At 61.6% G+C, this 21,217-nt stretch carries 18 protein-coding genes; 10 read left to right on the top strand and 8 right to left on the bottom strand.

All coding sequences use genetic code 11. From position 1 onward, the window contains the following. Positions 1-173: 173 nt before the first annotated feature. Together ku and ligD are read left to right on the top strand one after the other, a co-directional pair. The gene (gene ku, locus TU82_RS21695) at positions 174-1,013 is read left to right on the top strand and encodes a non-homologous end joining protein Ku (RefSeq protein WP_057725269.1); all 840 of its coding nucleotides are present in this window, start codon (positions 174-176) and stop codon (positions 1,011-1,013) included. Between the two features lie 24 nt (positions 1,014-1,037). Next, positions 1,038-3,563, top strand: a complete 2,526-nt coding sequence (gene ligD / locus TU82_RS21690) for a DNA ligase D (RefSeq protein ID WP_057725268.1) — start codon at positions 1,038-1,040, stop codon at positions 3,561-3,563. Positions 3,564-3,582: 19 nt separating this feature from the next. Here the strand turns inward: ligD and lpxO are convergent, their stop codons facing one another. Together lpxO and TU82_RS21680 are read right to left on the bottom strand one after the other, a co-directional pair. After that, the gene (gene lpxO / locus TU82_RS21685) at positions 3,583-4,482 is read right to left on the bottom strand and encodes a lipid A hydroxylase LpxO (RefSeq protein ID WP_057725267.1); all 900 of its coding nucleotides are present in this window, start codon (positions 4,480-4,482) and stop codon (positions 3,583-3,585) included. Between the two features lie 258 nt (positions 4,483-4,740). Then, positions 4,741-6,078 (bottom strand): Wzz/FepE/Etk N-terminal domain-containing protein, encoded by a 1,338-nt coding sequence (locus tag TU82_RS21680; protein WP_057725266.1) that lies wholly within the window; start codon positions 6,076-6,078, stop codon positions 4,741-4,743. Positions 6,079-6,619: 541 nt separating this feature from the next. On the opposite strand from TU82_RS21680, the gene TU82_RS21675 reads away from it, so the two are divergent. From TU82_RS21675 to TU82_RS21665, 3 genes are all read left to right on the top strand, one after another. Further along, a complete protein-coding gene (locus tag TU82_RS21675; RefSeq protein ID WP_057725265.1) occupies positions 6,620-7,858 on the top strand; it encodes an MFS transporter in 1,239 nt (412 codons plus the stop codon). A 142-nt stretch (positions 7,859-8,000) separates the two neighbouring features. After that, a complete protein-coding gene (locus TU82_RS21670) occupies positions 8,001-9,587 on the top strand; it encodes an ABC-F family ATPase (protein WP_082632055.1) in 1,587 nt (528 codons plus the stop codon). A gap of 225 nt (positions 9,588-9,812) precedes the next feature. Next, positions 9,813-10,985, top strand: coding sequence for an MFS transporter (locus TU82_RS21665; protein WP_057725263.1), 1,173 nt, complete (start codon positions 9,813-9,815; stop codon positions 10,983-10,985). On the opposite strand, the gene TU82_RS21660 is transcribed toward TU82_RS21665, so the two are convergent. Both TU82_RS21660 and TU82_RS21655 read right to left on the bottom strand, forming a co-directional pair. Beyond that, positions 10,979-12,016, bottom strand: coding sequence for an alpha/beta hydrolase family protein (locus TU82_RS21660; protein ID WP_057725262.1), 1,038 nt, complete (start codon positions 12,014-12,016; stop codon positions 10,979-10,981). The two genes, TU82_RS21665 and TU82_RS21660, sit on opposite strands and share 7 nt — an antisense overlap. Before the next feature lie 191 nt (positions 12,017-12,207). Further along, positions 12,208-12,819 (bottom strand): FMN-dependent NADH-azoreductase, encoded by a 612-nt coding sequence (locus tag TU82_RS21655; RefSeq protein ID WP_057725261.1) that lies wholly within the window; start codon positions 12,817-12,819, stop codon positions 12,208-12,210. A 125-nt stretch (positions 12,820-12,944) separates the two neighbouring features. Here TU82_RS21655 and TU82_RS21650 point away from each other — a divergent pair, with 125 nt between their 5' ends. After that, positions 12,945-13,853 (top strand): LysR substrate-binding domain-containing protein, encoded by a 909-nt coding sequence (locus tag TU82_RS21650; protein WP_057725260.1) that lies wholly within the window; start codon positions 12,945-12,947, stop codon positions 13,851-13,853. Next, positions 13,850-14,212 carry an MmcQ/YjbR family DNA-binding protein gene (locus TU82_RS21645; protein ID WP_057725259.1) on the top strand — a complete coding sequence of 121 codons (363 nt, stop codon included), beginning with the start codon at positions 13,850-13,852 and terminating at the stop codon, positions 14,210-14,212. The genes TU82_RS21650 and TU82_RS21645 overlap by 4 nt, the downstream gene beginning before the upstream one ends. Here the strand turns inward: TU82_RS21645 and TU82_RS21640 are convergent. Continuing rightward, positions 14,195-14,578 carry a DUF1294 domain-containing protein gene (locus tag TU82_RS21640; protein ID WP_057725258.1) on the bottom strand — a complete coding sequence of 128 codons (384 nt, stop codon included), beginning with the start codon at positions 14,576-14,578 and terminating at the stop codon, positions 14,195-14,197. The two genes, TU82_RS21645 and TU82_RS21640, sit on opposite strands and share 18 nt — an antisense overlap. Continuing rightward, complete coding sequence (locus TU82_RS21635) at positions 14,575-15,405, bottom strand: undecaprenyl-diphosphate phosphatase (protein ID WP_057725257.1); 831 nt, start codon at positions 15,403-15,405, stop codon at positions 14,575-14,577. The genes TU82_RS21640 and TU82_RS21635 overlap by 4 nt, the downstream gene beginning before the upstream one ends. A gap of 228 nt (positions 15,406-15,633) precedes the next feature. Between TU82_RS21635 and TU82_RS21630 the strand changes: the two genes are divergently transcribed. From TU82_RS21630 to TU82_RS21620, 3 genes are all read left to right on the top strand, one after another. Then, entirely contained in the window at positions 15,634-17,268 is a 1,635-nt protein-coding gene (locus tag TU82_RS21630; RefSeq protein ID WP_057725256.1) for a methyl-accepting chemotaxis protein, read from the top strand. A 239-nt stretch (positions 17,269-17,507) separates the two neighbouring features. Beyond that, the gene (pnuC, locus tag TU82_RS21625; protein ID WP_057725255.1) at positions 17,508-18,071 is read left to right on the top strand and encodes a nicotinamide riboside transporter PnuC; all 564 of its coding nucleotides are present in this window, start codon (positions 17,508-17,510) and stop codon (positions 18,069-18,071) included. After that, positions 18,068-18,604: an AAA family ATPase gene (locus TU82_RS21620; protein WP_057725254.1), complete on the top strand. Its 537-nt coding sequence runs from the start codon at positions 18,068-18,070 to the stop codon at positions 18,602-18,604. The genes pnuC and TU82_RS21620 overlap by 4 nt, the downstream gene beginning before the upstream one ends. On the opposite strand, the gene xth is transcribed toward TU82_RS21620, so the two are convergent. Both xth and ggt read right to left on the bottom strand, forming a co-directional pair. Further along, a complete protein-coding gene (gene xth / locus TU82_RS21615) occupies positions 18,601-19,395 on the bottom strand; it encodes an exodeoxyribonuclease III (protein ID WP_057725253.1) in 795 nt (264 codons plus the stop codon). The two genes, TU82_RS21620 and xth, sit on opposite strands and share 4 nt — an antisense overlap. Positions 19,396-19,471: 76 nt before the next feature. Then, positions 19,472-21,196: a gamma-glutamyltransferase gene (gene ggt, locus TU82_RS21610; protein WP_057725252.1), complete on the bottom strand. Its 1,725-nt coding sequence runs from the start codon at positions 21,194-21,196 to the stop codon at positions 19,472-19,474. Positions 21,197-21,217 lie beyond the last annotated feature (21 nt).

The following is a 21,217-nucleotide window of genomic DNA, read 5'->3' as shown; positions in this document are numbered from 1 at the left end:
TCGCGTGGTATCACGTGCTTTCGATAACACGCTACGCCAGGGGTTCGGCTGGCGACATTAAATTGTTTCTCATCAGGTGTAACAGGATCTGTCCGAGCATCCGTTCGCCGAAACTTTTGCCCCGGCCCACGAGTCACCAGAACACAGGCTTATCTTTGTAAGGAGAGGTATCTATGCCCCGGGCAATCTGGAAAGGCGCCATCAGCTTCGGTCTGGTTCACATCCCGGTCTCGCTGGTGTCGGCCACGTCTTCCCAAGGCGTTGATTTCGACTGGCTGGATAAACGCAGCATGGACCCGGTGGGCTACAAGCGCATCAACAAGGCGACCGGCAAAGAGATCAACAAGGAAAATATCGTCAAGGGTGTGGCCTATGAAAAGGGCCGCTACGTGGTGCTAAGCGAAGATGAAATTCGCTCGGCCCACCCCAAGTCGACCCAGACCATCGAAATCATCGCCTTTGTCGCCAGCGACCAGATTCCCCTGCAGAACATCGACACGCCCTACTTCCTGGCCCCGGATAAGCGCGGCGGCAAGGTCTATGCGCTGCTGCGCGAGACCCTTAAAAAAACCGGCAAGGTTGCCCTGGCCAATGTGGTGCTGCACACCAAGCAGCACCTGGCCGCGCTGATGCCGCTGGAGTCGGCCCTGGTGCTGGTGATGCTGCGCTGGCCCGCCGAGGTGCGCAGCCTGGATGAGCTGGAACTGGGCAGCGATGTGACCAAGCCGACCCTGGCCAAGGGTGAGTTGGACATGGCCAAGCGTCTGGTGGAAGACATGAGCGCAGACTGGCAACCCGAAGAATACCGCGACAGCTTTCAGGACAAGATCATGGCGCTGGTGGAGAAGAAGGCCAAGGCCGGCAAGATCGAAGACGTCGAATCGACCGAAGGCAGCGAAGAGCGCAAATCCGCCGATGTAATCGACCTGACCGAGTTGCTCAAGCGCAGCCTGGCGGGTAAACCTGCGGCGAAAAAAACCGCGCCGAAAAAATCCAACAAAAAGGCCTCTTGAGCCTGCCATTGGCTGGAGAACGACATGGCAAAGCCCCTGAGCGAGTACAACCGCAAACGCGACTTCGGGATCACCGCCGAGCCCGCCGGCACCTCACCGGCCGGCAAGCGCAAGGCCTCAGCCCTGAGCTTTGTGATCCAGAAACATGATGCGCGCAACCTGCACTATGACTTTCGCCTGGAACTGGACGGCGTGTTGTTGAGCTGGGCCGTGCCCAAGGGCCCGAGCCTGGACCCGAGCCAGAAGCGCCTGGCGGTCCACGTTGAGGACCATCCCCTGAGCTACGGCGGCTTCGAAGGCAGCATTCCCGCCGGGCAATATGGCGCCGGGGATGTAATCGTGTGGGACCGCGGCATCTGGCAACCCCATGACGACCCGCACAAGGCCTACGAGGCCGGCAAACTCAAATTCAGCCTGGTCGGCGAAAAACTCACGGGCGACTGGACCCTCGTGCGTACCCGGCTCAAAGGCAGCGGCGACAAGGAGCAATGGCTGCTGATCAAGGAAAAGGATCAACAGGCGCGCCCCTCGGCTGAGTACGACATCGTCGAGGCCCAACCCGCCAGCGTGCTCAGCGATGCCGTGGTCGGTAGACCCAAGGCCAGGACCAAAACGGCAGCGAAACCCAAACCGGCACCGAAGGCGAGCACTCGCAAGCAGGCGACCGCCGTGCCCGAAGCCTTCTCCCCGCAACTGGCAACCCTGGTCGATCGGGCACCCGAAGGTGACTGGCACTACGAGATCAAATTCGACGGTTACCGCATCCTGGCGCGTATTCGCGACGGTGAGGTACGCCTGTTCACCCGCAACGGCCACGACTGGACCGAGCGCCTGCCGCGCCAGGCCAAAGCCTTGCAAGCGCTCAAGCTCAAGGACAGTTGGTTGGATGGCGAAGTGGTCAGCCTCAACGGCGACGGCTTGCCGGATTTCCAGGCATTGCAGAATGCCTTCGACATCGGCCGCAGCCTCGACATCGTTTACTACCTGTTCGATGCGCCGTTTCTTGACGGCCGCGATCAGCGCGAAGAGCCGGTCGAAGCGCGTCGCGCCGCGCTCAAGTCAGCCTTGGACGGGAGCAAGAGCAAGCTGCTGCGTTTCTCCGAAGCCTTCGCCGCCAACCAGCGCGACATTTTCGAAAGTGCCTGCGACCTGGCCCTGGAGGGTGTAATCGGCAAGCGTGCCGGCAGCCCTTATGTGTCCAGCCGCAGTGCCGACTGGATCAAGCTCAAATGCCGCCTGCGCCAGGAATTCGTAATTGTCGGTTATACCCGCCCCCAGGGCTCGCGCACCGGATTTGGCGCGCTGCTCCTGGCGGTCAACGACGATACCGGGCTGGTGTACGCAGGGCGTGTGGGCACCGGCTTCGACCAGGCGTCGCTCAAAGCCATCTACGCCAAGCTCACCGCGCTCGAGCGCAAGGATTCGCCGCTGCAAAAGCCGTTGACCAGCGCCCAGGCGCGCGGCGTGCACTGGGTCGAGCCGAGCCTGGTCGGTGAAGTGCAATTTGCCGAATGGACCCGGGAAGGCGTGGTGCGTCAGGCTGCCTTTGTGGGTATGCGCACCGACAAGCCCGCTGCGCAGATCATTCATGAACAGCCGCGCACGGCCAAATCGGTGAAAACGCCAAAGGCGAAAAAAACCGAGAAAGAGGTGAAACCCGTGAAGGCCATGAAAATCACCCACCCTGATCGCGTCATCGACAAACAGAGCGGCACGCAAAAACAGGAACTGGCGCAGTTCTACGCCGACATCAGCGCATCGATCCTGCCCTTCCTGCGCAACCGGCCCGTCTCGCTGCTCAGGGCGCCGGAAGGCATCGAAGGTGAACAGTTCTTCCAGAAGCATTCCGAACGCATGAGCATCCCGCACATCAAGCAATTGGACCAGGCGCTGGACCCCGGCCATGCCCGCCTGATGGAAATCGACAGCGCCGATGCCTTGATCGGCGCGGTGCAGATGGGCACGGTTGAGCTGCACACCTGGGGCGCCACCACGGACAAGATCGAAACCCCCGACCTGTTTGTGCTCGACCTTGACCCGGACCCTGCCCTGCCCTGGAAATCCATGCTGGAGGCGGCGCAGTTGACGCTGTCGGTCCTGGATGAAATAGGCTTGCAGGCCTTCGTCAAAACCAGCGGCGGCAAAGGCTTGCACCTGATCGTGCCGCTGGCGCGGCGCGATAACTGGGACACCGTCAAAGCCTTTGCCAAGGCGATCGCCCAGTTCATGACCCAGCAACTGCCGGAGCGCTTTACCGCCACCAGCGGCCCGAAGAACCGCGTGGGCAAAATCTTCATCGATTACCTGCGTAACGCCAGGGGCGCGAGCACGGTCGCGGCTTACTCCGTGCGGGCACGGCCAGGCCTGCCGGTGTCGGTACCGGTCAGTCGCGATGAATTAAGTGGCTTGCGCGGCGCCCAGCAATGGACGGTGGCCAATCTGCACGAACGGTTGCGGGACTTGAAAGACGACCCTTGGGCCGGCTATGCCAATCGTCAGAAGATCAGCAAGCAGATGTGGGACAAGCTGGGCGCGAAGGCACCGAAGTGATGCGCGCCCCGAATGCAGATCAGATAAGGATAAAGATCAACGCAAGACCGGCAAAAATCGCCCACTTTTCCAGGTAATAGCGCGTGCGATTGCGCTTCTTGAGTTCCTTGCCACGCAACCGGATCTTGTACAGGCGGGTGAAGGCCCGGTTGAGGCCGCCGGTCTTGTCGCCTTCGTCATTGGGTGAACCCGCCGCTGCCATCACATTGCGGCTGAACCAGCGGTTGAATGCGGCTGCCCAGCGATATTTCATCGGCCGCTCGATATCGCAGAACAGAATGATGCGGTTGTGCGATGTAGTGTTCTCGGCGTAATGAATGTAGGTCTCGTCAAACATCACCGGCTCGCCGTCGCGCCAGTAATAGCTTTCGCCGTCCACGTTGATATAGCAGCCCGGATCGTTCGGCGTGTCCAGCCCCAGGTGATAACGGTAGGAACCCGCGTAAGGGTCACGGTGACGCACCAGCCTGGAACCCGGTGGCAGCTCGGCGAACATCGCGGCCTTGATCGAGCCAATGCTTTGCACCAGTTCGGTAGTGCGCGGGCACAGCTTCATCGCCGATGGATGACTGTCGCCGTACCACTTCAGGTAGAAGCGCTTCCAGCCGGACTTGAAGAACGAATTGAAACCCACATCGTTGTACTGCTGCGAACGCTTGATCTCCCCGGCCCGCATCAGGTTCTGGCCTTCCTGGCGGATCTCTTCCCAGTGCTCCTGCAACGGGCTCAGGTCCGGAAAGTCGCTGGGCGTCAGAAAGGGGCGGCTGGGTTGTTTGGAGAACAGGTACAGGAAGCAATTGATCGGCGCCAGGAACGTCGAGTGATCGCTAAGCTGGCGGCCCAGCTTGTGCCGCACCCGGCCGCGCAGATGTACATACGCGATGGAGGCAACGTAGAGAGCAACAATGATGAGTTTCAAGGGATTCGTCACACGTCAGGGAGACAACAGGCTGCTCCTGCGTGCCCACAACGGCCGAGGATGGATAAGCAGCACCTGAAATCACAATTCACATACAGGTGACACGACCGACCATGCGATGTGTGACCATTGGCGGTTATTTAGCCATACTTTGTAACCAAAGGTTAACTAAGAATTGTGAAAACCTGTCTACGAAGTGTGCTGGGGGGATGAGCAGGCGAGCCATTGGACCCGCCCACTGGAGGGCAGTGCTATGGCTTACAGTTGATCGTCCTTACGCTCACGGCGGGAAAAACTGCTGTCTTCCAATGCCGAGAACGGTACGGCCTGTCGCCGGGTCAACACCAGGTGGCGGAGCAGCGCGACCATCACGCCCAGCAGCAAGCCGCCCACCAGGCTCAACGCAATGACCAGGGCTTTTTTCGGCTTGATCGGTGACAGTGGCTCCTGGGCGCGGCGGTCGATCGTCACCAGCTTGAGGTTGCTCATGTCGATGTTCAAACCCCGCAGCCTGGCGACTTCGGCGCGCAGTGGCTCTACGTCCTGCAGGAAAATATCTTCATTGCCACGCTTGCGCAGTACTTCAACCTCGCGGTTGGCGTCCAACAGCTGGAGTTCCTTGCCGATTTCGGCAATACGCGGGTTGGTGAAGTCATCGCTGGTGCGCTTTTGCAGAGCGGCGCGCTCGGCCTCCAGCGCCTCGGTGCCCATGAAGTACAGCGGAATCTTCTGATTGTTGACCTCGGTGCGCATCACCTGGCTTGAGCCGGTTCGCGTGGCGTCGGCCATCGAGGATGGCGTAGTCGGCGTGCGGATGCCCATGGACTGGGCGATGCCGATGGCTTCAGCCAATTCCGCCAGGCGGTTGGTCCGCTCCATTTTCATCTGCAAGCGCAGGGCGCTGAGTTCATCCTGCAATTGGGCGCGCTTGAGCCGGTCGGCCTCGAGCAGCTTGGCGATCTTCGATTCCTTGTCGGTGTCATAGTTGGCACGGGCCGCATCGATCTTGCCCTTGAGCTCATTCAGGCGGTTGTTCACGATCACCTTGAGGTCGGCCCCCACCTGCTGGCGCTCTGCAGCAATGGCGTAGTCGACAAACCCGTTGAGAATTTTTACTCCGTCAACGTCGGTCGGGTACTGCAATTCCAGGCGAATGTAGTTGCTCAGCGAGTCGGACTTCTTCGGGTCCGGCAGGATCAGATTGACCGAGTTGCGATTGAAGTCTTCAAAACTCTGCTCGAGGGTTTGCCCCGGCTTCTGGAACGCCTTGAACAATTCCTCATGGTCCTTGAAAAAGCCCAGGCGCGCCTCGTAGGAGTCCAACTGCGCGCCGACTTTGAGCAACGCGTCGGCGGGCGGCAATTTATACACTTCGGAGCGGTTCAGCGCGTCCAGTTCGTTGATCGCCGCAGGCCGCAGCACGCTGCTGACCTCGTAAGTCTTGGGTGCCAGAAAGGCATACCCCACGCCCAGCACCCCTGCCAGAACCGTGCCCCCCACGATGAGCTTCTTTTGCCGCCATATGGCATTAAACAATTCAAACAGGTCAATTTCATCAGACGCTACAGCAGGCGTAAGCGGGGAACTTCGATTCAAAATAAGAACACCTTAAATTAATACTAAAAGGCCATCACTTAGCGGAAGCCCTAGCGGCTTTGAGTCAGGGACAACGCCCTGAGCACGGCCGACCAATGGCAGTCTGACCACTTAGTCTGACGAAAAATCCCACGGTTTTAAGGATTATTTCAGCTTTAAGTCGACGTGTAGTCACAAAGATATTTTGATGTGGGACTAATCAGGCTACAAGCGTAGTCAATACAACATGAAAAACCTGTCAAATGGCTGTCCCATAAAGAAAAAAATCCCGTTATCCGTAGCGCTGTTATATTGCCGATACAATGCCCGCCTTGCATGAGCGGCCTGCTTAAGCGGTTTGATCACGGCATTTTCACAAGGCCTTCACGTTCCGACCTATAGGGTGAAGCCTACCTACTCCAGTGAATCCCTTGGCCCGCCTCTGCTTGCGGGCTTTTTTTGCGTCTGGAAATCCCAGGCAACCGCGAACTAATCACCCTGGGTGCAGGTCACTACCCCAACGCGTGTCCAGCCTCCGGACTGCGCTCTGGAAGATAGCATCGTGGCCCATCACTTAGACCTGCGCACCGCCTTGTCCCTGGACGGCCTGAATTTCTTCCTCGCGGATGTGCGCGACGGCCTGGGGCCGTACCTGGCGATTTACCTGCTGGCGGTACATCAGTGGGAGCCGGCCAGTATTGGCGTAGTCATGACTCTGGCCGGCATCGCCGGGCTGATTACCCAGGGCCCGGCGGGCGCGCTGATCGACCGTACCCGCAGCAAACGCGCAGTGATTGCGCTTGCCGCGCTGCTGGTCACGCTCAGTTGTCTGATGCTGCCCTTCGTCAGTTCGTTTGGCTGGGTGGCGCTGACCCAGGCCGCCAGCGCCATCGCCGCCTCGGTGTTCGCCCCGGCGATTTCCGCGATTTCCCTGGGCATCACCGGGCCGCGCGCGTTTACCCGGCGCACCGGACGCAACGAAACCTTCAATCACGCCGGCAACGCGGTAGCGGCATTACTGGCCGGCGGCCTGGCGTATCTGTTCGGGCCGGTGGTGGTGTTCTACCTGATGGCGTTCATGGCCGTGGCCAGTGTGATCGCCGTGAGCTGCGTCCCGGCCAAGGCGATCGACCACGAGGTGGCCCGTGGCTTCGACCCGGCTCATCACACCGACCATGAGCAGCCCTCGGGGCTGAGCGCGCTGCTGGCCAACCGCTCGTTGCTGCTGTTCGCCATTTGCTGCGCGCTGTTTCACCTGGCCAACGCCGCGATGCTGCCGCTGGTCAGCCAGAAGCTGTCGCAGATCAACCTGCAGATGGCCACGCCGCTGACCTCGGCCTGCATCGTCGCCGCGCAATTGGTGATGGTGCCAACGGCGATGCTGGTGGGAATCAAGGCCGACCGCTGGGGGCGCAAGCCGCTGCTGCTGGCCGGCTTCATGATCCTGCCCCTGCGCGGCGTGCTCTACACCTTGTCCAGCGACCCCTATTGGCTGGTTGCCGTGCAGATGCTCGATGGCATCGGCGCGGGCATTTTCGGCGCGTTGTTCCCGGTGATCGTCAAGGACCTGACCCAAGGCACCGGCCGCTTCAACGTCAGCCTCGGCGCGCTGTCGACCGTCTTTGGCCTGGGCGCGGCGCTGAGCAGCAGCCTGGCCGGCTTCGTGGTGCAGCTGGCCGGCTACAACGCCGCCTTCCTGACCCTGGCCGGGGTGGCCGCCGCCGCCTTGCTGCTGCTGTGGCTGGCCATGCCGGAGACATTGGCGAAACCAACCTTCGCTGGCCATACAACTGTCGCCTGACATATGCGACAATGCGCGCCAAATTCCAACACACATTCCAGATTTTGTATTCAGCGACCGGGTTTCGCGCCTTGATGTCGCTGTTGACGCATGCCTGAAGGCACCTGCCGTCACGCTCGCAACTCATTGATAGGTAAAGTAATTGATCTCCACAGCTAACATCACCATGCAGTTCGGCGCCAAGCCGCTCTTCGAGAACGTCTCGGTCAAGTTCGGCGCCGGCAACCGCTATGGTTTGATCGGTGCCAACGGTTGCGGCAAGTCGACCTTCATGAAAATCCTCGGCGGCGACCTCGAACCGTCCGGCGGCCAGGTCATGCTGGAGCCGAACGTGCGCCTGGGCAAGCTGCGCCAGGACCAGTTCGCCTACGAGCAATTCACCGTGCTCGACACCGTGATCATGGGCCACGAAGAGCTGTGGAGGGTCAAGGCCGAGCGCGATCGCATCTACTCGCTGCCCGAAATGAGTGAAGAAGACGGCATGGCCGTGGCCGAGCTGGAAACCGAGTTCGCCGAGATGGACGGCTACACCGCCGAATCCCGTGCCGGTGAGCTGCTGCTGGGCCTGGGCATTCCGCTGGAACAGCATTTCGGCCCGATGAGCGAAGTGTCGCCCGGCTGGAAGCTGCGCGTATTGCTGGCCCAGGCGCTGTTCTCCGATCCGGAAGTGCTGTTGCTCGACGAACCGACCAACCACCTGGACATCAACACCATTCGCTGGCTGGAAAACATTCTCACCCAGCGTTCCAGCCTGATGATCATCATCTCTCACGACCGTCACTTCCTGAACAGCGTGTGCACCCACATGGCTGACCTGGACTACGGCGAGCTGCGCCTGTTCCCGGGCAACTACGACGAATACATGACCGTGGCGACCCAGTCCCGCGAGCAACTGCTGTCGGACAACGCCAAGAAGAAGGCGCAGATCTCCGAACTGCAATCCTTCGTCAGCCGCTTCTCGGCCAACGCCTCGAAAGCCAAGCAGGCCACCTCCCGTGCCAAGGCGATCGACAAGATCCAGCTGGCCGAGGTCAAGCCGTCGAGCCGCGTGAGCCCGTTTATCCGTTTCGAACAGAACAAAAAGCTGCACCGTCAGGCGGTCATGGTCGAGAAGATGGCCAAGGGTTTTGACGGCAAACCGTTGTTCAAGGACTTCAGCTTCCAGGTTGAAGCCGGCGAGCGCGTGGCAATCATCGGCCCGAACGGTATCGGCAAGACCACCCTGCTGCGCACCCTGGTCAACGAACTGACCCCCGACGCCGGCAGCATCAAGTGGACCGACGCCGCGGAACTGGGCTACTACGCCCAGGACCACGCCCATGACTTCGAAGACGACGTCACCCTGTTCGACTGGATGGGCCAGTGGACCCAGGGCGAGCAGATGATCCGTGGCACCCTGGGCCGCATGCTGTTCTCCAACGACGAGATCCAGAAGTCGGTAAAGGTGATTTCCGGTGGTGAACAGGGCCGCATGCTGTTCGGCAAGCTGATCCTGCAAAAGCCGAACGTGCTGATCATGGACGAACCGACCAACCACTTGGACATGGAATCCATCGAAGCGCTGAACCTGGCGCTGGAGAACTACCCGGGCACGCTGATCTTCGTCAGCCATGACCGTGAGTTCGTATCGTCCCTGGCGACCCGCATCATTGAGTTGAGCGCCAGCGGCGTGATCGACTTCAGCGGCACCTACGACGACTACCTGCGTAGCCAGGGTGTGGTGTTCTAAGAACAGCGCATAGCTGCAAGCTGCAAGAAAAAGCCCTGTCCCTGTGACAGGGCTTTTTTGCATGCACACTTCTGTAGGAGCGAGCTTGCTCGCGAAAAACCTCAGAGCACCGCGCAGAATCAGGCAACCCGCGTTATCGTTGACGTTCTTCGCGAGCAAGCTCGCTCCTACAGTCGTGCGGGATATGCCATGATGCTTCTACCGCCCGCCAGCGATTGACTATTCATGCCCGCCGCCCCCTCCTCCCTGTCGATCACCCTGCAGATCGTCTCCATCGTCTTCTACACCTTCATCGCGTTCATCTGCATCGGCCTGCCGATTGCGGTGATTCCAGGCTATGTGCACGAGCATCTGGGCTACAGCGCAGTCGTTGCCGGCGTCACCATTGGCTCGCAGTACCTGGCGACCTTACTCAGTCGGCCGATGGCCGGGCGCATGTCGGACAATGTCGGCACCAAGCGCGCGATCGTGCTGGGCCTGGCCGGTATTCTGATCAGTGGCGTGCTGACGTTTATCGCCGTACTGCTTGAGCATGTGCCGGCGCTGAGCCTGGCTGTGCTGATCGTCGGTCGGCTGTTGCTGGGCGTGGCCCAGGGCCTGATTGGCGTGGGCACCATCAGTTGGTGCATGGGCGCGGTCGGCACCGAGCACACGGCCCGTTCGATCTCCTGGAACGGTATTGCTTCCTACGGCGCCATCGCCATTGGCGCGCCTCTGGGAGTGGTGATGGTGGCCGATTATGGCTTCGCCAGCCTGGGCCTGGCGCTGGCGGGGCTGGCCGCGCTGGGCCTGGTGTTGATCCGCAACAAACCTTCGGTACCGGTGGTGCGCGGCGAGCGTCTGCCGTTCTGGGCGGTGTTTGGCCGTATCGCACCGTTTGGCGCCAGCCTGTGCCTGGCCTCGATTGGCTACGGCACGCTGACCACCTTTATCACCCTGTATTACCTCAATCGCGGCTGGACCGGAGCGGCCTACTGCCTGACGGTGTTTGGCGCGTGTTTCATTGTGTCGCGCCTGCTGTTTATTTCCGCCATCAACCGCGTCGGCGGTTTTACCGCCGCCATCGCCTGCATGCTCATCGAAACCCTGGGCCTCACGCTGCTGTGGCTGGCGCCGTCGACCGGCGTGGCGTTGATTGGCGCGGGGCTGACCGGCTTCGGTTTGTCCCTGGTCTACCCGGCGCTTGGTGTGGAAGCCATCAAGCGCGTGCCGGACAGCAGCCGAGGCGCCGGGCTGAGTGCGTATGCGGTATTTTTCGACCTGGCCCTGGCGATTGCCGGGCCGCTGATGGGCGCCGTGGCACTGAACCTCGGCTACGGCTGGATTTTCTTCTGCGCCGCGCTGCTGTCCGTGACCGCGCTGGTCCTGACCGTATTGCTCAAGCGTCGCGCTTACTGATCAGCCGTCTGTAGCCCGGCGCGGGTCGCCTCGCCGAGGGTGTGACTGAAAAAGCGCCCGGCCTCGGAGACCAGGTCGCGGTGGATGCCCTCACGGTCGACGCCGTCGGCATCGGTGCAGATGGCCGGCATCGTCGCCAATTGATCGCTGTCGCACGGCGCCATGAACACGAAGTGCCCTGCCCCGGCCAGCAATTTAAAGTCCGGCGGCTCCGGCAGTTTGCGCGCCAGGGCGGCGGCGTTCTTGTCCACGGCCACCAATTGGTCGCCATCGCCGCTGTAGAGCAGCACCGGGACATGCACGTCGGCCAGGGTATGGCGACCGAACATCAGGCTCAGCGGCGCCATCAGCATCAGCGCATGGATGCGCGGATCGGCCTGGGGCTGCAAGTCGTCACGGTCGACCACCAACTCGCCTTTGGTGGTGCAGGCGTCACGGTCTTCCGGACGCTGCTGGCAATAGCGGCGCAGGCGCTCGAAATCCGGTTTGGCACCGGCCAGGATCAGCGCGGTTTCGCCACCGGCCGAATAGCCGATTACGCCCACCTGGTCGATGTCGACGAAGGGCGACAGCATTGGATCGTTCAAGGCCGCGGTAATCGCCTGGGAAATCTGGATCGGACGACCGTACAAATTGCTCACGGTGCCCAGGCGGCTGTGGTCCTTGTAGTTGTCGCCGGGATGCAGCACCGCCACCACCACAAAGCCCTTGCGCGCCAGCGAGGTGGCCAGGTCATGCAGGGCCAGCGGTGTACCGGTATTGCCGTGAGACAACATCAGCATCGGGAAACGGCCGATGGCCACCTTGGCGTCTTCGCCAGCCGCCACATGGTAGGGGCCCAAGGCCGTGGTGTGTTCAGTGTCGGTGGAGGGGTAAAACGCAATGGCCTTCATCGGCTGCGAATCCAGCGGATCGAGAACGCTCATGCGATGAAAGCCCACGCTCCAATGCGGATGCGGCGCAGGCGCGGCGTGCACTGAAATCAGGCCGCCGCACAGGGAAAGAACCAAAACAGCACAGAGACGCATCATGGGATGTCCACCTTTGCTGCATGAGAACCGGCAGGCCGTCTAAAAATTCCCGGGTATTGAGCCCAACTTTGCATAACCTGGGCCATAACGTGGAAAACTCCGTACTCCGCTCGCGCTCAGGCGATCAGAATACAGAGTTTAGGCGCCTGGTTTCAGATTGAAACCGGGCGAGGCGAACATTTACATAAGCCTTACGCAGCGGCGAACAATTGCTCGCTGATCAGCACGTTGGCGTCGCTCAACGCTTTGCTGCGTACTTCGTCGCCATAGGCCAGACCTTCGGCGCGTACGATTTCGATATCGGTGATGCCAAGGAAGCCAAACAGCAGCTTCAAGTAGCCTTCATGGGCGGCACCGGATGCCTGGCCGGCATGCAGGCCGCCAGCGGTGGAAACGATGATGACTTTCTTGTTGCCGCACAGGCCTTCAGGGCCGGCTTCGGTGTAGCGGAAGGTCTGGCCGGCAACGGCGATACGGTCGATCCAGGCTTTGAGTTGGGTCGGGATGGTGAAGTTGTACATCGGCGCACCCACCACCACAGCATCGGCGGCGAGGAACTCAGCCAGCGACGATGCGCTCAGTTCGGCTTCCTGCTTTTGCGCGGCATCGCGCAGTTCGGCGGCGGTGCCCAAGGCGCCCAGGGTCGCGCCGGAGAAGTGCTTGATCCCTTCGCTGGCCAGGTCACGGTAAGTCACTTCCACGCCCGGCTCGGCGGCTTGCCATGCCTTGACCACGCCAGCGCTGAGCTGACGGGACGCCGAGTTGTCGCCGAGGATGCTGGAATCGATATGCAAGAGTTTCATGGTGGATCTCCGAGGTGGGATCGACAGGGGCGATCAGATGGTGGTGATGCTACGCACCCAACCAATGGTCGATAAGCCACCTGCAATGCGATAGATTGTCCCACTGACAGGACAATAGGCTGAGCATGCAAGACCTCAACGACCTCTACTATTTCGCCAAAGTCGTCGAAGCCGGCGGTTTCGCCGCCGCCGGGCGCCTCTTGGGGATTCCCAAATCGCGACTGTCGCGGCGCATTGCCGAGCTGGAAGAGCGCCTGGGCGCACGCCTGTTGCAACGCACCACGCGGCAACTGACCCTGACCGCCGTCGGCGAACGCTACCTGCGCCACTGCCAGGCAATGCTGCTGGAGGCGGAGATGGCCGATGAGGCCGTGGCAAGCATGTCCACAGAGCCCCGCGGGCGCCTGCGGGTCACGTGCCCGGTCGGGCTGGCCCAGCAGATCCTGCCGGAACTGGTGGCCGGATTTCTCGCCGCGCACCCGTTGGTGCAGCTCGACATGACCTTGGTGAACCGTCGCGTCGACCTGGTGGCCGAAGGCATCGACGTGGCGTTGCGCGTGCGTGAACTGGGCGACGAAGACCCGCTGCTGGTCACCAAACGCTTGCGCCAGGCGCAAACTGTGCTGGTGGCCAGCCCGGCTCTCCTGCGTGACCGACGGGTAGACACCCTGGAAGACCTCAGGCAATTGCCGATCATGGGCGCACTCGAGGCCGACCGCATGGTGCACCAGCGCATCATCGACCCGCAGGGCAACGCCCATGAGCTGGTCATGGAGGCTCGCCTGGGTATCGAAGACTTTATCGTACGCAAGACCAGCGCCCTCATGGGCGTGGGCTTCACCGTGCTGCCGATGATGTATTGCGAAGAGGAGCTGGCCAGCGGCCGACTGGTGCAACTGTTGCCGCAATGGTCATTGCCCGGCGGCTGGCTGCAGGCCGTGTACCCGCACCGGCGCGGCGTGCTGCCGGCGATCCGCGCCTGGATCGACTATATGGAAGAAGGCTTCAAAGGCTGTGGAGACCGTCTGTTATGAGCATGACCGAAGCACAGGTCGCAGCGTTCTGCCTGAGCCTGCCGGGCGCGCGCGAGGACTACAAATGGGGTGGCGTGCGGGTGTTCTCGATTGCCGGCAACAAGATGTTCGCGTTGCAGAACCTGCGCGGCGATTCATTGGCGTTCAAGGTCGACAAGGCGCTGTTCCTCGGCCACGTCGACCGCCCGGGCATTCACCCCGCGCCCTACCTGGCACGCGCGCAGTGGATCATCATGAACACGCCCTACCCGCTCGGGCCCGAGGAACTGCGTGGCCTGTTGCAGCGCTCGCACCAATTGGTGGTGAGCAAGCTGCCCAGGCGCGCACAAGTCGGGCTTTGGCTAGAGGATCGAGAGTAGCGTGCCGCCGAGAAACAGCTGGTCCAGCCAGAACACCTGGTGCAGCAGCACAATGATCCAGAACAGCACCTGGTAGGACACCTTGCGCGTCTTATGCCGGAACACCTGCTGCGCGATCAACGCGCCCGGCCAGCCGCCCGCCAGTTCGACGGCGTGCAGGATGTTTTCCGGGATGCGTCGGCCCTCTGTCTGCGCCTTGCGCTTGTCGCTCCAGTACAGAAAGAACGCCATCACGCTGACCACCCCATAAGCCACCAACGGGATGACCGTCTCGCCACGATGCCACAGCAGTGCCGCCCCCAGCAGCGGCGCGGCGCACAGCAGGACAAAAAACAGCGCTTTCAGGCGTAGGTGCTGAATGTTCATGGCTTGACGGCGGTCCAGTCGATCCAGCCGAATTGCCAGGTCGCCAGGATCACCAGGCCGAACGCGATGCGGTACCAGGCAAAGGCCGCGTAGCTGTGGTTGGCGATGAATTTGAGCAGGCCCTTGACCGCGATCATCGCGAAGATGAACGAGGTGACAAAGCCAATCGCGAATACCGGCAGGTCCGCCGGCTGGAACAGGTCGCGGTATTTGTAGCCCGAGTACAGCGCGGCCCCCACCATGGTCGGCATGGCCAGGAAGAACGAAAACTCGGTCGCGGTCTTGCGCGACAGGCCGAACAACAGGCCGCCGATGATCGTCGCACCGGAGCGTGAAGTGCCCGGGATCATGGCCAGGCACTGGGCCATGCCGACCTTGAGCGCGTCCTTCCAGGTGATCTCGTCGACGCTTTCGGCATGAACGGCATGTTGGCGGCGTTCGGCCCACAACATGATCACACCGCCCACCACCAGGGCCGTGGCCACGGTGATCGGGTTGAACAGGTAATGCTTGATCAGGTCAGCGAAAATCACCCCCAGCACCACCGCCGGCAACACCGCGATGATCAGGTTCACGGTGAAACGCTGGGCATTGCGCTGGGTCGGCAGGCCGATGACCACGTCGAGGATCTTGCGGCGAAACTCCCAGACCACGGCGAGGATCGCGCCCAGCTGGATAATGATATTGAATGCCTCGAAACGCTCGCCGCCGAAGTTGATCAGGTCGGCGACGATAATCTGGTGGCCGGTGCTGGAGATCGGCAGAAACTCCGTCAGCCCCTCGACTACGCCAAGAATCAGTGCCTGTATGGCGGTCCAAAAATCCATGCTTTCTCCAAAGGTCACGCGCCTGGCGTGCCTCTTAGTGTTTTTTAAAGTTCACTGACCACGAGCGCACTGCTGCGCCCGGCGTTGATTCTCAATGCCGGACTGCAAAAATTCCGTGAAAAATCAGGCAGTACTCAGGTTTTTCGATATCGGGCCGAAAGCCTATCAGACAAGCCGCAAAAGTCGATGCAACACCCACAATTATAAAAGGCACGGAGTGACAGGACGATGAACAGTTTGCGCAATATGTCGATCAGCCGACGCCTCTGGCTGATCCTGATAGTCGCCGTGCTGATGCTGCTGACCTTGGGCGCCTTGATGCTCAAACAGATCCATGACGATCTCTACCAGGCCAAGCGCCAGCAGACCCAGCACGTGGTGCAAACCGCCAGCGGCGTGCTCGGCTACTACCAGAACCTGGAAAAGACCGGGGCACTCACCCGTGAAGCGGCGCAGCAACAAGCCCTGAGCGCGGTGCGCGGCCTGCGCTACGACCACGATGACTACTTCTGGATCAACGACCTCACCCCCGTGATGATCATGCACGCGGCCAACCCCAAGCTGGACGGCCAGAACCTCTCGGCGATCCGCGATCCGGACGGGTTTGCGGTGTTCAATGAATTCGTGAGCCTGGCCAAGGCCAAGGGCGCCGGCATCGTCAATTACCGCTGGCCGAAGCCGGGAGCCGATGCGCCGGTGCAGAAAACCTCGTACATCCAGCTGTTCGAACCCTGGGGCTGGATCATCGGCTCGGGTGTCTATGTGGACGACGTGCAGGCCGAGTTCACAGGCCAGGTGTGGAAAGCCTCCGCTATCGGCCTGGCCATTGCACTGGTCATGACCCTGCTGGTGCTGTTGATCGCGCGCAGTATCGTGCAGCCATTGCAGGCTGCGGTGAATGCCATGGCCAACATCGCCAGCGGCGAAAGCGACCTGACCCGCAGCCTCGATACTCACGGGCGCGACGAGGTCACCCAGCTCTCGCAGCATTTCAATACTTTCACCGCCAAATTGCGCCAGGTGGTCGGGCAATTGCAGGTGTGCGCCAACGCCTTGGGCGAGTCGTCGAGCGAGTTGGGCCACAACGCCAGCCAGGCCCACGACCGCAGCCAGCAGCAATCGCAACAGATGGAACTGGTGGCCACCGCCATCAATGAAGTCACCTATGGCGTGCAGGATGTGGCCAAGAATGCCGAGCACGCCGCCAGCGAAATGCGCGATGCCCAGGCCCAGGCGCAGCAAGGCCAGGTCAACATCGACAGCAGTTTGCAGCAGATCGACCAGCTTTCGGGCACCATCAGCCAGGCCGTGGAGGTGATCCGCACCCTGTCCAGCGAAAGCACCCAGATCGGCGGTGTGCTGGAAGTGATTCGCTCGATTGCCGACCAGACGAATCTGCTCGCCCTCAACGCCGCCATCGAAGCCGCGCGCGCCGGTGAGCAGGGCCGTGGGTTTGCGGTGGTGGCCGATGAGGTCCGGTTGCTGGCCCAGCGCACGCAGAAATCCACGGCTGAAATCCAGGCGATGATCGAGCGCCTGCAAGGGCATTCGGAAGCGGCGGTGAAGGTGATCAGCGACAGCCACAGCGCCTCGCAGCTGACCATCGAGCAAGCCGGCCTGGCCGGGGCGAGCCTGAATGCCATTGGCCAGGCGCTGCAAAATCTCAACGGCCTGAATGCCTCGATTGCCAGCGCCACCCTGCAACAGGCCCATGTGGTGGAAGACATCAACCAGAACGTCACCCAGGCGGCCGGGCTGTCCCACAGCACCGCGCTGGCGGCTGAGCAGTCGAGCGTCGCCAGCGCGCAGTTGCGTGGTTTGAGCGAGCAGCTTGACGGGTTGTTGCGTCAGTTCCGAATCTAGCCTTGGGTTAAATTGTGGGACGGGGCAAGCCCTAACCTGTAGGAGCGAGCTTGCTCGCGAAAAACGTCAACGATAACGCGTGCTTCCTGAATGAACGCGGTGCCTGTGAGTTTTTCGCGAGCAAGCTCGCTCCTACAAAAAGCCAGGGCTTGCCCCCTCCCAGATTTACCTGCTGTGTTTTGAGGATCGTCCACCTCTGGGTACAATCACCGCCCTCTCCCACTCCCCAAGGAACCGCCATGTCCGGGCTTGAATTGTTCGCCGCCGCACTGGGGGTGATCGCCGTATGGCTGACGGTCAAGCAGAACCCCTGGTGCTGGCCCATCGGCCTGGTGATGGTGCTGCTCTATACGTGGGTGTTCTACGACGTAAAACTCTACTCGGACATGCTGCTGCAAGGGGTGTATGCCGTCCTGCAACTTTATGGCTGGTGGCAGTGGACCCGCGCCGGCACGGTCAGGCAGGGGCGCCAGGTCACCCGCCTGGGCATGCCGGCGGTCATGGGCGGCCTGGCCGTGGGCGCTGTCGGCAGCCTGTTGCTCGGCGCCGCCATGGCCCACTGGACCGATGCCGCCCAGCCCTGGCTCGACGCGGCCCTCACCGGCTTCAGCCTGGTGGCGCAGCTGTGGATGGCGCAAAAGCGCGTGCAATGCTGGCCGCTGTGGATCGCGCTGGACGTGATTTTCGTCGGACTGTTCCTCTACAAAGGCCTCTACCTCACCGCCGTGCTGTATGCACTGTTCACGATGATCGCCGTGCAGGGCTGGCGTGAATGGCGCGCCGACCCGGCGTTGCACCCATGAAGGTGGTGGTACTGGCAGGGCCTGAGTCGAGCGGTAAAAGCTGGCTGGCGGCTGAGCTGCATGCGCACTTCGGCGGGCTGATGGTGGGTGAATACGTGCGCCATTTCATCGACGAGCATCAACGCGATACCTGCCTGGCGGATATCCCCGCGATCGCCCGGGGCCAGTTGGCCTGGGAGGATGCGGCGCGAGCGGGGCGCCCGGCGCTGCTGATCCTCGACACTCACCTGCTGACCAACAGGCTCTGGAGCCAGACGCTGTTTGGCGACTACCCAGGCTGGCTCGACAGCGAACTGCTGGCCCGTCACTACGACCTGCATCTGCTGCTGTCTCCGGAAGACGTGGAATGGAGCGCCGACGGCCAGCGCTGCCAACCGCAACTGGCGGACCGCCGGGCGTTCTTCCAGGCCAGCCTGGACTGGATGCACGCGCATCACCAGCCTGTGGAGGTGATCAGGGGGGATTGGCAAGCGCGCCGGGAAGCAGCGTTTGCTGCCGTCGAGCGCCTGCTCGCGTCTGTTACGACCGATTAACGTTTTTTGCGCGTGCCGATCTCAATCCAAGTGGGCGCATGGTCACTGGCATGCGCCTCGTTGCGCACCCAGGCATCGACGCCGGCATTCTTCAGATAGGGCTTGAGCGCGGGGTTGAGCAACAGATGGTCGATGCGCAGGCCTGAATTCTTCTGCCAGTGCTGGCGGAAATAGTCCCAGAACGTATACACCCGCTCTTCGGGGTACAAATGCCGCAATGCGTCGGTCCAGCCCTGTTCCAGCAGGCGTTGGTAGCAGGCGCGGCTCTCGGGTTGCAGCAACGCATCCTTGAGCCAGGAGCGCGGGTTGTAGATGTCCAGGTCGGTGGGCACCACGTTGAAATCCCCGGCCAGCAGCACCGGATGATCACTGGCCTGCAGCGCCCGGGCATAGTCGATCAGGCGTTCGAACCAGGCCAGTTTGTAATCGAATTTCGGCCCGGGTTGCGGGTTGCCATTGGGCAGGTACAAACAGCCGACCAACACGCCATGCACGGCCGCTTCGATGTAGCGGCTTTGAGCGTCGCTGTCGTCACCCGGCAAGCCGCGCCGGCTTTCCAGCGGCTGCGCGTCCCTGGCCAGAATCGCCACCCCGTTCCAGGAGGCCTGGCCCAGGCAAATCGCGCCGTAGCCGGCCGCTTCGAAATCGGCATAGGGAAACAGGCTTTCCGGCGCCTTGAGCTCTTGCAGGCAGACAATGTCCGGCTGCTCACGGGCCAGCCAGTGCAGCAGGTTGGGCAGGCGGGCACGAATGCCGTTGATATTGAAGGTGGCGATTTTCAGCGCTTTCATGGGATGGGGTCCTTTCAGGGCTCTTGGGGTAGAGCCCGGAAAGGTCGCGGATGTTCAATCGCGAGCGCGTCGGGTGTCAGTACCCCAACGACAGGCCGGTATTGCGACGTGGGTCATTGGCGCCATAGAAGCGGTTGTTGCCCACCGGCTTGCCATCCAGGGCCGGAGCGCCCACCAGGATGGCGGCCACGTGGTTGGCATCCTGAGGACCGGCGAACGTATGGCCCCAGCTTTCGAGGATCTTGCGCGTATCCGGGCTGACCGCAAAGGTTTCCAGGTTGGTGGCCTGCGGCATCCACTGCTGGTGGAAACGCGGTGCGTCCACGGCCTCCTGGATGTTCATCTTGTAGTCGATGACATTCAGGATGGTCAGCAAGGTCGCGGTGATGATGCGGCTGCCACCCGGCGTCCCCACCACCATGACCGCCTTGCCATCCTTGGTCACGATGGTCGGGCTCATCGACGACAACGGCGCCTTGCCCGGCGCAATGGCATTGGCTTCGCCCTGGACCAGCCCGTACATGTTCGGCACGCCGACCTTGACCGTGAAGTCGTCCATTTCATCGTTGAGGATCACCCCGGTCTTGCTTGCCATCACGCCCGCGCCAAACCAGTCGTTGAGGGTGTAGGTGACGGAAACCGCGTTGCCCCAGGTGTCGACAATCGAATAGTGAGTGGTGTTATTGCCTTCATGGGGCGATACCCCCGGCTTGATCGCCTGGGAATCCCCGGCCTTGTGCGGCTCGATCGCGTCGCGCAGTTTCGCCGCGTAGTTTTTATCCAGCAGATGCGCGATCGGGTTCTTCACGAAATCCGGGTCGCCGAGGTAGCTGTTGCGGTCCACATACGCATGGCGCATCGCTTCGATCTGATAATGCAAGCCCTGGGCCGAGTGATAGCCCAGGTCCGCCATCGGGTAGCCCTCGAGGATATTCATGATCTGGCAGATCACCACGCCACCGGAGCTTGGCGGCGGCGCCGAGACCACATGGTAGCCACGGTAGTCGCACTCGATGGGCGCCAGTTCGCGGGTTGTGTATCTGTCCAGGTCAGCCTGGGTGATCAGCCCCTTGCCGGCCTGGCTGGAGTCGACCAGGGCCTTGGCGACCCACCCTTTATAGAAGCCATCGCTGCCCTTGGCGGAGATTTCCTTGAGGGTCCTGGCAAGGTCCTTCTGCACCAGCGTCTGGCCGACCTGCAGCGGTTGGCCGTTGTGCAGGAAGATCGCGCGCAGGTCCTGATCTTTTTCAAACTCACCGGTGGCGGTGTGCAGCAGGTCGATGTCGCCCTGCTCCAGGGCAAAGCCGTGTTCGGCCAGCTTGATCGCCGGGGCGATGACCTGGGCGCGCTTCAACGTGCCGTATTTGTTCAGGGCCAGCTCCATACCGGAAACAGTGCCAGGCACGCCGACGGCCAGGTGCCCCTTGGCGCTCAGGCCGTCGATGACGTTGCCGTCTTTGTCCAGGTACATATTGGCCGTCGCCGCCAACGGGGCCTTTTCACGGAAATCGAGGAACGTCTTGCGCCCGTCCGCCAGCTGCACGGTCATGAAACCGCCACCGCCCAGATTGCCCGCCGCCGGGTACACCACCGCCAGCGCGTAACCGACTGCAACGGCCGCATCCACCGCATTGCCGCCGGCCTTGAGCACATCCACGCCCACCTGCGTCGCCAAATGCTGGGCCGTGACCACCATGCCATTTTCCCCGGCCACCGGGGCCTGGGAGGCGGCGTGCACGCCACTGACCGTCAACACCAGGGCAGTGGCAATCAAGCTGCGGTAGAAAACTTGGTATTTCATCCGTGACTACTCGGGTTATTG

It is taken from the genome of Pseudomonas orientalis, from assembly GCF_001439815.1.
Lineage (GTDB): Bacteria > Pseudomonadota > Gammaproteobacteria > Pseudomonadales > Pseudomonadaceae > Aquipseudomonas > Aquipseudomonas orientalis.
This window is presented reverse-complemented; position numbering and strand designations above follow the sequence as displayed.

What these genes read in the sequence shown, in the direction of transcription:
- ku (WP_057725269.1), top strand. Translation starts at nt 174, where the DNA reads ATGCCCCGGGCAATCTGGAAAGGCGCCATCAGCTTCGGTCTGGTTCAC.
- ligD (WP_057725268.1), top strand. Translation starts at nt 1,038, where the DNA reads ATGGCAAAGCCCCTGAGCGAGTACAACCGCAAACGCGACTTCGGGATC.
- TU82_RS21665 (WP_057725263.1), top strand. Translation starts at nt 9,813, where the DNA reads ATGCCCGCCGCCCCCTCCTCCCTGTCGATCACCCTGCAGATCGTCTCC.
- TU82_RS21660 (WP_057725262.1), bottom strand. Translation starts at nt 12,016, where the DNA reads ATGATGCGTCTCTGTGCTGTTTTGGTTCTTTCCCTGTGCGGCGGCCTG.
- TU82_RS21655 (WP_057725261.1), bottom strand. Translation starts at nt 12,819, where the DNA reads ATGAAACTCTTGCATATCGATTCCAGCATCCTCGGCGACAACTCGGCG.
- TU82_RS21650 (WP_057725260.1), top strand. Translation starts at nt 12,945, where the DNA reads ATGCAAGACCTCAACGACCTCTACTATTTCGCCAAAGTCGTCGAAGCC.
- TU82_RS21645 (WP_057725259.1), top strand. Translation starts at nt 13,850, where the DNA reads ATGAGCATGACCGAAGCACAGGTCGCAGCGTTCTGCCTGAGCCTGCCG.
- TU82_RS21640 (WP_057725258.1), bottom strand. Translation starts at nt 14,578, where the DNA reads ATGAACATTCAGCACCTACGCCTGAAAGCGCTGTTTTTTGTCCTGCTG.
- TU82_RS21635 (WP_057725257.1), bottom strand. Translation starts at nt 15,405, where the DNA reads ATGGATTTTTGGACCGCCATACAGGCACTGATTCTTGGCGTAGTCGAG.
- TU82_RS21630 (WP_057725256.1), top strand. Translation starts at nt 15,634, where the DNA reads ATGAACAGTTTGCGCAATATGTCGATCAGCCGACGCCTCTGGCTGATC.
- pnuC (WP_057725255.1), top strand. Translation starts at nt 17,508, where the DNA reads ATGTCCGGGCTTGAATTGTTCGCCGCCGCACTGGGGGTGATCGCCGTA.
- TU82_RS21620 (WP_057725254.1), top strand. Translation starts at nt 18,068, where the DNA reads ATGAAGGTGGTGGTACTGGCAGGGCCTGAGTCGAGCGGTAAAAGCTGG.
- xth (WP_057725253.1), bottom strand. Translation starts at nt 19,395, where the DNA reads ATGAAAGCGCTGAAAATCGCCACCTTCAATATCAACGGCATTCGTGCC.
- ggt (WP_057725252.1), bottom strand. Translation starts at nt 21,196, where the DNA reads ATGAAATACCAAGTTTTCTACCGCAGCTTGATTGCCACTGCCCTGGTG.